General features: G+C 36.9%; 5 protein-coding genes. All 5 read right to left on the bottom strand.

What is annotated here, in order from left to right; all coding sequences use genetic code 11:
- Positions 1–88: 88 nt before the first annotated feature.
- On the bottom strand, positions 89–1,255 hold the full coding sequence (locus UH7x_RS02945) for a T9SS type B sorting domain-containing protein (protein WP_482362227.1): 1,167 nt from the start codon (positions 1,253–1,255) through the stop codon (positions 89–91).
- A gap of 7 nt (positions 1,256–1,262) precedes the next feature.
- Positions 1,263–2,423, bottom strand: a complete 1,161-nt coding sequence (locus UH7x_RS02940) for a hypothetical protein (protein ID WP_482362226.1) — start codon at positions 2,421–2,423, stop codon at positions 1,263–1,265.
- Between the two features lie 7 nt (positions 2,424–2,430).
- The gene (locus tag UH7x_RS02935; protein WP_482362225.1) at positions 2,431–3,531 is read right to left on the bottom strand and encodes a hypothetical protein; all 1,101 of its coding nucleotides are present in this window, start codon (positions 3,529–3,531) and stop codon (positions 2,431–2,433) included.
- A 43-nt stretch (positions 3,532–3,574) separates the two neighbouring features.
- Entirely contained in the window at positions 3,575–11,776 is an 8,202-nt protein-coding gene (locus UH7x_RS02930; protein ID WP_482362224.1) for a hypothetical protein, read from the bottom strand.
- A gap of 367 nt (positions 11,777–12,143) precedes the next feature.
- Entirely contained in the window at positions 12,144–13,304 is a 1,161-nt protein-coding gene (locus UH7x_RS02925) for a T9SS type B sorting domain-containing protein (RefSeq protein WP_482362223.1), read from the bottom strand.
- Between the last annotated feature and the right edge of the window lie 8 nt (positions 13,305–13,312).

The following is a 13,312-nucleotide window of genomic DNA, read 5'->3' as shown; positions in this document are numbered from 1 at the left end:
GTTTGTGTGCTGCAATGGATAAATGCTTTTTGTTTTCTAAATTGTTATTTAAAATTAAATAAAATTAATTATATAGTTTTCTTACGGTTTATTCTGTTGTGGCTAAGTACATGTAACCTTGATGTCTTTGTCTTATATCTAACATGGTAATGATATAAAAATATACACCTGAAGCTAAACCAGTATCTCTACTAATAACAGTATTTCTGTTCGAAATTCCATTGAAAGTATTCTGGTAGTTCATTTCGGAGTATACTAAAACACCATATCTATTGAATATTTTTAATTCATTGTTGGGTGATTGTTCTAGACCATCTAACACTAAATAATCATTTTTGCCATCACCATTAGGAGTGATAAAATAATTGTCTAGCTCAATAGTTATAAATTCTCCAACTCTCTGGTCAGCACCGCCAATTGTTAAAAGTTCGTAGTCGTTTGGTGTGAATATTTTCGATGTTAAAGAGCCTTTGTTCATGGTGCCTTGGGCAAAAACATTACCTAAATCTACCCATTCATCTTTTTCTATATGCCAACCAACAACTTTTAGTTCATCAATAGTTTGTCCTAGGGTCCGTACATCACTACGATCATCCCATGTTAGGGTTACTGATGAAGGAACACTACCTCTCAAATGCCAAAATTCTATATCACTTACTGATAAATATTCGGATTCCTTTCTACCGGTTTCAAAGCTTTTCGAGAATGTAGTTGGTGCATTCGGACTTTCGTAAAAATAAGCACATGTAGATTGCACATTAATTCCTGTAGAAGCAATAGTTAAAGGTCTTAGGTATTCTCCATCACCGACTGGGAATGTGAAATCTTCTTTATTGGTTGCACCAGCATAACCGTTTACCAATGCTGCATCATTTTCACCTACATAAAATGCATTATTAATAAAGTTAGTATAAATATTAGTTTCGTTTCGTGGGGTAATTATATCACCAACAATAAGGTTTCCATTGTTTACAACTCCCATAGAAGTATCGAGATACAACCCATAATCCACAGCAACTTCTGCATCATAGAAAACTGGACTAAATGCACCTGAAACAGTTAATGATTTATTATAACCATAAAAACCGGCAAGGCCTGAATTTTGATCAAAAGTACCATCATTAATTAAGTCCAAATGAAAGCCGACACCAACAGAACCATGCATTTGCAAGGAGCCGAAATTGTGCACCGCTTCTTGGGCCACAATTGTATATTGTAATAAAAAGAAAACCATTAAGATTTTTAATACTTTCATATCATTTTTAATAGGTCATAGTAATATTAGATATTGATCCATCTACACCGTGAAAAGAAGAATCTAAATATAATGGGTAATTCGCTTTTTTAGATGAACTAAAAATGATTATACCATTCTTTAAATAAGTTACATTACCAAGGCAGTCAATATTAATTCTTAATTTGTCACCAGCGCTATATCCGTCTACATAGCCTAAACTACCGCCATCTTCTCTAATTTGTATACGACTGTTTGATACCATATACATGGCATAGTCCAGTGATGTGTATGATGCATTTGATTGCGGACTAGAGCTTAAACCAATCATAATATATTTATTCGATTGATCTGCGGTCCAGTCTAAATGTCCTCCAATGTTGGGTCTAATGGAATAAGCTTGCGAATACCCTTGAGCATTCCAACCCGCAGTTGCCGTTTTCTTTAAATACATACCGTCATAAGTCATTGAACCAGTCATAATCATATCAGCAATAGCTATTCCAGAAGTAGTTAGACTCGAGGAAGCCTGTAATTCGAAACCTCCGGATAAAGTACTTGAACCGATATTATTGGTTACCGAAATATCATAAGTGCCGAATGAATTTCCTGAGGTAACATTTGCTGTTATCTGAGTTGAACTATTTATTACAACTGAATTTACAGTTTGCCCTGTAATCGCAACGGTAGATGCACCATCAAAATAGGCGCCTTGAATTGTTAAATTACGAGTTTCATTAAGTCCAAATTGTGCACAATTACCAATTCCAGCATCTGTATTAGAGACAATTGGGGTGTTACCCTGTGTAGTTGGAAAAAAGGTTACATCAGTATCAATACTATTAGAAAACGTATAAGATCCGTTAGCATTCGAAGTTAATTTTGCAGGTATAGATGAAATTACATACGGATTAGCATTAGTGCCGGTTCCAGAAATTAGAATATTACTGTCTGTTACTATAATGGTTTCATCTCCATTAGCATTTACTTTCTCCCAAACTGCCCCGTCATATTGATACAAGGCTTTATCACCTGAATTATACACTAAAGATCCTTCATACGGATTCGCAATTGCATTAATTTCTGCTAAAGTTGCCATATGAGTTGCAATTAATTCACCCGCGGTTGGAGCTTGTGAAAACACAAACTTGAAACCTAAAAGCAGAATTATGATTAATGTATTTTTCATGTAAATTTTAATAGGTGAATTCAAAGGTTAATGATGTATAACTTAAACGATTTGAACCAGAAGCTCTACATGCCCATACTAACAAATCACCTTCTAATAATGTAAAGCTGACATTTGTTGTTTGTATCGTAACATTGGTTGATGTGTTGAGTATGTTATAAGTGCCAATATCAATAACAGAACCATTTCTAATTACGGATAAATTTATTTTTGGACCAACCGATGCTGCATTGAAATCACTTTTGATTGTGAATTTAGATAAGTTTACGTTTGAAGTGATGGGTACGCCAAACTGACTTGTGTTGGAATAGGCTGGCATTGTGCTGCCACCTTTAGATTGGTTCCAGTGTACGTATGAGTGGCCATAAGCATCACTTGGACCATACCAGGTGTTAACATAATAATAGGCTCTACCACTAAAATTCATAAAAAATTTACCATTCGTGAATGAAGCGACAATGTCTTGTTCGCTAATTTGACCTGTATCTGGATCTTTAGCTAGGAATTTGTTTGAATTTATTATAGTTGGCGTTTTTTCAATTTTAGCAGTACCACTTACCTCTAAGGTATATTCAGGTTTAGCCGTGCCGACACCTACGTTACCACCATTTGCTAAAAATAAACGATAGTCGGCCACTTTGGTTTCTACAAAATTTAACCCATCAGATAATAAGTTCCAATGCCATTTTGGAGTTCCATCTTCATCTTCAAATGCTAAAACATCTATTCCATTGGCTTTTATAACAAGCGGATGTTCGTTAAAGGGTTTTGCTTCATTCACAAGAAGTTGGCCGTTATCTTGATTTAGTCTTAAACTTTCTCTGTTGTTCGATTTTAATACTAAGTCTTGAGCATCGATTGTACCAATGAATTGTTTTCCAGCAGTAGTTCCTTTATTTCCGGAAAAGGTCCAAGTCGGGTTAGAACTTCCTGCAGCAATCCAAGAACCTCCAATGTATTGGTATACATCATTTTCTGTGGTGTTATAAATAACAGAACCAACAATAGGGCTACTTATAGCATTCATCTCACTAGTAGTCGCGTTTGTTAGGCCTAATAGTAATTGGCCATCGATTTGCGAATACGTATTGCTTGTAATTATTAGCAATAAAATTAAAATTAGTCTCTTAATCACTTCTTAATAGTATTTATTATAAATCTAAAACAGTAAACATAAACTCAGAATCGAATCGAGCTCTATCACTTGCACCATTATCATTGTCGCCAATAATTACTTGGAATCCGCTTGCTGTTTGATTCGAATATGAAATTCCAGGATCATCATTTCCAGCACCACCTCTTCCGGGTTGTGTTAATTGAATGATATAATTTGCATCCGATACCATACCCGATGGTAAATTCACTTGATATCTACCTGCACTAATTCTAGACGTGGTAATACCACTAGTAGCTTTAATAATACTACCAGCACTGGCTATTTTACCAATAGCTTTTATAGGACTTAATGAGCTTACCCATGCTGTACCTGTTCCTGTTGAACTTAAAACTTGCCCAGCAGTACCTGCGGAATTACTAGTATCTAAAACATCACCTTCTAATTCTAAGGTTTCATTTACAGTAACTGTAGAATTATCAATTTTTAATACTTGACTTCCGCCGACTGAAAAACCAATTTCATCTGATCCCGGACTATACATACCGGTATTAGAATCATCAGAAAATCTATATGAAGGTTGCCCAACGGTTCCATCAGAATTGTTTAAACCACTAGTTCTTGTAGCACCATTAATCGTTAGTTTATTTGTACCCGCTAATGGGTTACCAATACTTAATCTATTATTTGTATTGTCCCAGAATAATTGTCCATTATTTTCTGTTGGAGAACCATCTGATCCTGCAAAAAATACGGAGCCAGTTGTTCCAGAATGTGATAGGCTAGAAACAGGTACATCTAAATCGCCATTTGAATCTGAAATTCTTAAGTAATTTGTTCCTGCAACAGTTACAGTAGAAAAACCGGTATTCGTTTCATTTGTAATACTTCCATCAACTTCAGTAAAAGTATTGTATATACCATATGGCAATGATGCAGAACCATCTCCTGTTATTGTTATTCCAGTATTACCTGCTTCAATTTTCGTTTCTGTACCATCCGCATGTAAAGACGATAAATTTGCTATTCTAGTTGTGGGGTCATTTTCAAGTCCAAGCATTAGCTCAAAGGTAGAGCCGTTAAAAGCAAATAATTCAATCTCTTGATCATCACTAGAAACAAACCCTGAAAGGTCTACTTCATTTGTGCCTGTTGCTGGATTAGTAAGGGTAAGTACATTGGAAGCATCTAAGCTTAAATCTGAAAGTTCGTTTGTTGCACTCTTGTCATTGTCTAATGCTGCTGAAGCTGCAATTGCACTGCTTAGTTGTGCGTCAGTAGCAAATGTGCCATCTAGATTAACTGTACGGTCAGAAAGTCCATCTCGAATTAAGGATAACTCTAAGAAGGTTCCATTTAGTGCAAATTTATCTGGATATTGATCATCAGAACTTACTGAACTTAAATTTACTGTCTCATCGGCAGCTCCATCTTGTTCTAGTGTTAAAGTAGTTCCATCAAAAGTTAAAGCAGTTACAGATTCGTTTCCAATTGCCTTATCATTATCTAAGGCTTCGGAAGCTGTAATAGCAGTGTTTATTTCTGTACTCACTTGTGCATCTGTAGCAAAAGTACCGTCTAAGTTTACCGTTCTGTCAGAAAGTCCATCTCGAATTAAAGATAATTCTAGGAAAGTTCCATTCAATGCAAATTTGTCTGGATATTGATTATCGGTACTTACTGAGCTTAAGTTCACAGTCTCACTTGCTGCACCATCTTGAGCTAATGTTAATGTAGTACCATCAAAAGTTAATCCTGTTACAGATTCGTTTCCGATTACTTTATCTAAATCCAATGCTTCAGAGTCAGAAATAGCAGTAGCTACTTCAGCATCTGTGGCAAAAGTAATTCCTAGGTCAATAGTTTTATCCGCTTCTCCATCACCTTCGTTAGAAACAGCGATAGTTGTACCAGTTAAGGTAAAGGCATCAATTTTTTGATCATCTGTAGAAACAAAACTAGAAAGGTCTACTTCATTCGTACCTGTAGCTGGATTCGTTAAGGTCAATACATTGGAAGCGTCTAAGCTTAAATCTGAAAGTTCGTTAGTCGCTGATGTATCTTGATCTGCAGCAACATGCGTATCTAAATTTGTTTGTACTGTTGCAATTGCATTATCCGCATCTGTTTCGTTTTGGTCCACATCTGCTTGTACCGCAGCAATAGCGTTATCGGCATCGGTTTCGTTTTGGTCTACATCTGCTTGCACTGCAGCAATGGCAGTATCGGCATCTGTTTCGTTCTGATCTACGTCAGCCTGTACTGTAGCGATAGCAGCAGAATCATCTAAAGGAGATAAATCAACTGTTACATCGTTACCACCTTCAATATTAATTCCTAATTCGCTAGTAGCAGAAAGTGTAGCCGATTCTAAGTTTTGATCATCTGTAGAAACAAATCCAGCTAAATCTATTTCATTGGTTCCTGTAGCAGGATTCGTAAGTGTTAGAATATTTCCAGTAAGGTCTAAATCAGAAAGTTCGTTTGTTGCAGAAATATCTTGATCTGCAGCAACATGCGTATCTAAATTTGTTTGTACCGCAGCAATCGCATTATCCGCATCCGTTTCATTTTGATCAACATCAGCTTGCACTGCAGCAATGGCAGTATCGGCATCTGTTTCGTTTTGGTCTACATCAGCTTGTACTGTAGCGATAGCAGCAGAATCATCTAAAGGAGATAAATCAACTGTTACATCGTTACCACCTTCAATATTAATTCCTAATTCGCTAGTTGCAGAAAGTGTAGCCGATTCTAAGTTTTGATCATCTGTAGAAACAAATCCAGCTAAATCTATTTCATTCGTTCCTGTAGCAGGATTCGTAAGTGTTAAAATGTTACCAGTTAAATCTAAATCAGAAAGTTCATTCGTTGCTGAAGTATCTTGATCCGCAGTGTTATGTGCAGCAATTGCAGCTGTATTAGCAGCAATAGCAGTATCAGCATCGGTTTCATTTTGATCTACATCAGCTTGCACTGCAGTAATCGCAGTATCGGCATCTGTTTCATTTTGGTCAACATCAGCTTGTACTGCAGCTATTGCAGCAGAATCATCTAAAGGAGATAAATCAACTGTTACATCGTTACCACCTTCAATATTAATTCCTAATTCGCTAGTAGCAGAAAGTGTAGCCGATTCTAAGTTTTGATCATCTGTAGAAACAAATCCAGCTAAATCAACTTCATTCGTGCCTGTAGCAGGATTCGTAAGTGTAAGAATGTTACCAGTTAAATCTAAATCAGAAAGTTCGTTAGTTGTAGAGATATCTTGATCTGCAGCAACATGCGTATCTAAATTTGTTTGTACCGCAGCAATCGCATTATCCGCATCTGTTTCATTTTGATCCACATCTGCTTGTACCGCAGCAATAGCGTTATCGGCATCTGTTTCGTTTTGGTCTACATCAGCTTGTACTGTAGCGATAGCAGCAGAATCATCTAAAGGAGATAAATCAACTGTTACATCGTTACCACCTTCGATATTAATTCCTAATTCGCTAGTAGCAGAAAGTGTAGCCGATTCTAAGTTTTGATCATCTGTAGAAACAAATCCAGCTAAATCTATTTCATTCGTTCCTGTAGCAGGATTAGAGAGCGTAAGAATATTACCAGTTAAATCTAAATCTGAAAGTTCGTTAGTTGCTGAAGTATCTTGATCCGCAGTGTTATGTGCAGCAATTGCAGCTGTATTAGCCGCAATTGCAGTATCCGCATCTGTTTCATTTTGATCCACATCTGCTTGTACCGCAGCAATAGCGTTATCGGCATCTGTTTCGTTTTGGTCTACATCAGCTTGTACCGCAGCAATAGCAGTATCAGCATCTGTTTCATTTTGGTCAACATCAGCTTGTACTGTAGCAATAGCAGCAGAATCATCTAAAGGAGATAAATCAACTGTTACATCGTTACCACCTTCAATATTAATTCCTAATTCGCTAGTAGTAGAAAGTGTAGCCGATTCTAAGTTTTGATCATCTGTAGAAACAAAACCAGCTAAATCAACTTGATTCGTCCCAGTAGCAGGATTAGAAAGCGTAAGAATATTACCAGTTAAGTCTAAATCAGAAAGTTCATTCGTTGCTGAAGTATCTTGATCCGCAGCAACATGCGTATCTAAATTTGTTTGTACTGTTGTGATTGCATTATCCGCATCTGTTTCATTTTGGTCCACATCTGCTTGTACCGCAGCAATAGCGTTATCGGCATCTGTTTCATTTTGGTCTACATCAGCTTGTACCGCAGCAATAGCGTTATCAGCATCTGTTTCATTTTGGTCTACATCCGCTTGAACCGTTGCAATAGCAGCAGAATCATCTAAAGGGGATAAATCAACTGTTACATCGTTACCACCTTCAATATTAATTCCTAATTCGCTAGTTGCAGAAAGTGTAGCCGATTCTAAGTTTTGATCATCTGTAGAAACAAATCCGGCCAAATCAACTTCATTCGTACCTGTAGCAGGATTAGAGAGCGTAAGAATATTACCAGTTAAATCTAAATCTGAAAGTTCGTTAGTTGCAGAGATATCTTGATCTGCAGTATTATGTGCAGCAATTGCAGCCGTGTTAGCGGCAATAGCAGTATCGGCATCTGTTTCGTTTTGATCTACATCAGCTTGAACCGCAGCAATGGCAGTATCGGCATCTGTTTCGTTTTGATCCACATCTGCTTGAACCGTTGCAATAGCAGCAGAATCATCTAAAGGAGATAAATCAACTGTTACATCGTTACCACCTTCAATATTAATTCCTAATTCACTAGTTGCAGAAAGTGTAGCCGATTCTAAGTTTTGATCATCTGTAGAAACAAACCCAGCTAAATCTATTTCATTCGTTCCAGTAGCAGGATTAGAAAGCGTAAGTATATTTCCAGTTAAGTCTAAATCAGAAAGTTCATTCGTTGCTGAAGTATCTTGATCCGCAGCAACATGCGTATCTAAATTTGTTTGTACCGCAGCAATAGCGTTATCGGCATCTGTTTCGTTTTGGTCTACATCAGCTTGCACTGCAGCAATCGCAGTATCGGCATCTGTTTCATTTTGGTCCACATCAGCTTGTACTGTAGCAATAGCAGCAGAATCATCTAAAGGAGATAAATCAACTGTTACATCGTTACCACCTTCTATATTAATTCCTAATTCACTAGTTGCAGAAAGTGTAGCCGATTCTAAGTTTTGATCATCTGTAGAAACAAATCCAGCTAAATCTACTTCATTAGTTCCGGTTGCAGGATTTGTAAGCGTAAGAATATTTCCAGTTAACTCTATATCAGTAAGTTCGTTTATTGGGCTACCGTCTAAATCAGGACTTGCATTACCACCAACGGCTTCCCAAGCTGAGCCATTGTATACATATAATTGTCCTGCCGTTTGATCTACATAAGTTACACCGGAATTACTAGGAGTAATTGAAGGTGCTCCGTTACCTAATAATGAAAGCTCATTTGTCTCATCTAAATCTTGATCTGCAGTATTATGCGCAGCAATTGCAGCCGTGTTAGCAGCAATAGCATTATCGGCATCTGTTTCATTTTGATCCACATCAGCTTGAACTGCAGCAATGGCAGTATCGGCATCTGTTTCGTTTTGATCTACATCAGCTTGCACTGCAGCAATCGCAGTATCGGCATCTGTTTCATTTTGGTCTACATCTGCTTGTACTGTAGCAATAGCAGCAGAATCATCTAAAGGAGATAAATCAACTGTTACGTCATTTCCACCTTCAATATTAATTCCTAATTCGCTAGTAGCAGAAAGTGTAGCCGATTCTAAGTTTTGATCATCTGTAGAAACAAATCCAGCTAAATCAACTTCATTCGTGCCTGTAGCAGGATTCGTAAGTGTAAGAATGTTACCAGTTAAATCTAAATCAGAAAGTTCGTTAGTCGCTGAAGTATCTTGATCTGCAGCAACATGCGTATCTAAATTTGTTTGAACTGCAGCAATCGCATTATCCGCATCTGTTTCATTTTGGTCAACATCAGCTTGCACTGCAGCAATGGCAGTATCGGCATCTGTTTCGTTTTGATCTACATCAGCTTGCACTGCAGCAATCGCAGTATCGGCATCTGTTTCATTTTGGTCTACATCCGCTTGAACCGTTGCAATAGCAGCAGAATCATCTAAAGGAGATAAATCAACTGTTACATCGTTACCACCTTCAATATTAATTCCTAATTCGCTAGTTGCAGAAAGTGTAGCCGATTCTAAGTTTTGATCATCTGTAGAAACAAATCCAGCTAAATCTATTTCATTCGTTCCTGTAGCAGGATTAGAAAGCGTAAGAATATTTCCAGTTAAGTCTAAATCAGAAAGTTCGTTTGTTGCTGAAGTATCTTGATCTGCAGTATTATGTGCAGCAATTGCAGCCGTGTTGGCAGCAATGGCAGTATCGGCATCTGTTTCGTTTTGGTCTACATCAGCTTGTACTGTTGCAATAGCAGCAGAATCATCTAAAGGGGATAAATCAACTGTTACATCATTACCACCTTCAATATTAATCCCTAATTCGCTAGTAGCTGAAAGTGTAGCCGATTCTAAGTTTTGATCATCTGTAGACACAAAACCAGCTAAATCTATTTCATTCGTTCCTGTAGCAGGATTCGTAAGTGTTAGAATATTTCCAGTAAGGTCTAAATCAGAAAGTTCATTAGTCGCTGAAGTATCTTGATCTGCAGCAACATGCGTATCTAAATTTGTTTGTACTGTTGCAATTGCATTATCCGCATCTGTTTCATTTTGGTCAACATCAGCTTGAACTGCAGCAATGGCAGTATCGGCATCTGTTTCGTTTTGGTCAACATCAGCTTGTACGTTATTAATACCAGTAGTATTTGCTGTAATATCTGCAGACTCTTCTAAAGCTGATAAATCCACCGTTACGTCATTTCCACCTTCAATATTAATTCCCAATTCACTAGTAGCAGAAAGTGTAGCCGATTCTAAGTTTTGATCATCTGTAGAAACTAAACCAGAAAGATCTACTTCATTCGTTCCTGTAGCAGGATTCGTAAGTGTCAGAACATTTCCAGTTAAATCTAAATCTGAAAGTTCGTTAGTCGCAGAGATATCTTGATCTGCAGCAACATGCGTATCTAAATTTGTTTGTACTGTTGCAATTGCATTATCCGCATCTGTTTCATTTTGATCCACATCAGCTTGAACTGCAGCAATGGCAGTATCGGCATCTGTTTCGTTTTGGTCAACATCAGCTTGTACGTTATTAATAGCAGTAGTATTTGCTGTAATATCTGCAGACTCTTCTAAAGCTGATAAATCCACCGTTACGTCATTACCATCTTCAATATTAATACCTAATTCACTAGTAGCAGAAAGCGTAGCCGATTCTAAGTTTTGGTCATCTGTAGAAACTAAACCAGAAAGATTTACTTCATTCGTACCTGTAGCAGGATTCGTAAGTGTCAGAACATTTCCAGTTAAATCTAAATCTGAAAGTTCGTTAGTCGCAGAGATATCTTGATCTACAGTATTATGTGCAGCAATTGCAGCCGTGTTGGCAGCAATATCGTTATCGGCATCGGTTTCGTTTTGGTCTACATCAGCTTGTAAAGTTGTAATTGCAGCGGAATCATCTAAAGTTGAAAGGTCAGCACTAAAAGAAGTTGTACCTTCTTCAACAGTTAAATTTGTTCCATCAAAATTAACATCAGTAATATCATCGTCAGTATTTAGATTTGCTAATCCAGCAATAGCGCTTTGGACATCATTTTCAGCAGTTCCATCACCATCAACATCAATTGGTGTATTTAATAAGACTTCGGTAGCATCTTGATTATCAGTACCTGTAAAAGTAACTGGACTGCCGTTGTTATTGGTGAAAGTGTAATTGCCATTCCCATCATTAGTTATATTCGCTTTGTTAATTACTACTGCTTGATTGTTTTCATTGGTATATGAAAATGTGCCGTCGTTATTATCTATTATTACAGTTGTGGTTTCATTTAAAGTACTTCCAGAATTACATAATGATGACCAAGTGGTACCGTTATATTGAAAGATACATCCTTGCTCTGTATTATAAACCATACCACCGGCTAGTGGGCGTATAGCATACATTTCGATGTCATCTACTCTGGTTAATACGAGTACTTTTGAATCACTTTCTAGTTCGATAATTGATGACTGATGTATCGTATCTGGATTCTCACCAACCTTTACCTGAGCATAGCCTAAGGCTGTAGTAAAGAATATTAGGATAAGACTTATTTTCTGGAAATTCATAGAAATGGGGTAATAGTTAACTTAATAGTTACCAACAAATTTAGCTTCCGTTAGCCCCTTAATTAAAAATATGTTGTGTACCGCCATATATATGTTGTAAAAAGCAGCGGAATTGATTTTAATAGAAATATATCGACTTTTTATCCTGATTTTTTGTTAAGATAAAGTGTGTTTTTTATCGATAGCATACTGTTATAGGCGATGCGCGAGGTGATAGATACTGCTAATTTTTTGAATTTATTTAGTAGTAATATCACAACCATAATAGGGGTGGTATTTTATAAAATAGGGTAGCTGTTTTAAGAAAATCATGGTTTTCTTAAAACAATTAAAAAAGTATGTAAATAGATTATAGGAGGGAAGAAGCTTATTGCTGATTTTGAGTACCTAAATATAAATAACCTTGGAAATCGAGTCCTAAATCATCCATAGCTATAATGTAGAAATATACGCCAGATGGTAAACCTTCTTCTTTGTTTATCACAAAACCATTAACGTTTGAGAAACCGCTAAATTCATTTACATAGTTCTGTTTATCAAATACTTTTAAACCGTTGCGATCAAAAATGCGCATATGATTGTTGGGCGAAAGTTCCAATTCAGGAAATTCTAAAACATCGTTAATTCCATCACCATTAGGCGTGACCAAATAATTGTCTAGGGTCAATAGGTCGGTAGGTTCACCGCCGCCGCTAAATGTGATAATTTCATAATCATCTGGTACAAAACTCGCAGAAACTGCAAAACCTTGCGTTAGATCACCTGTTGACGTACCACCCAAACTTACCCATTGGTTGGTTGCTTTGCTCCATCCAACAGCAATTACATTATTTGGGTCATCTGTTAAAACACCTATGTTGCTACGACTATTCCAACTAATATTAATTGTTGAGGGTACACTGCCTTCTAAATGCCAAAATTCTTCGGTGCTTACAGTGCCTATAGTAGATGATTTTGCATTGGTATTAAAATCTGTAGTAAAAGTTGATGGATTATTAGGGTCTTCATAGAAATACGCACATTTCGCAATAGCATTAGTGCTGCTTGAATTGAGGATTAAAGCCCTTAATTGCGTGCCATCGCCAACAGGAAAAGTAAAGCTCTGTTGGTTGTTAATACTAGCATAACCATTGACTTTAGAAATGTCTGATTCTCCTGAAGAAAATCCGATATCCAAATAATTTAAAGTGATTGCCGTTTGTGTTCGGTTAGTTATGACATCACCAGATATAAAATTAGAATTGTTCGCGATGTTAATCGGAGTACTTAATAATACGCCATTTTGCGACATAAATTCTGTATCATAAAAAGTAGCTGCAAAAGCACCGCTAACTTCTAAAGTATTTGCATCGCCATAAAAACCTGCCAAACCAATATTGTCGTCAATAACCCCGTCGTTAATTAGGTCTGCATGAAAACCGATTTTTCCATCTTGGTGTATGCGCAGATTCCCCTGATTGTAATTACCAGATTGGGCATTGCCAAAGGCAAATACCATAAAAACGAATATGTAGCGGAGGTGTTTCATGTTATTTT

This window comes from Aurantibacter sp. UH7, from assembly GCF_056839165.1.
Note: the sequence above shows the minus strand (reverse complement) of the source record. Positions and strands in the feature narration are given on the sequence as shown.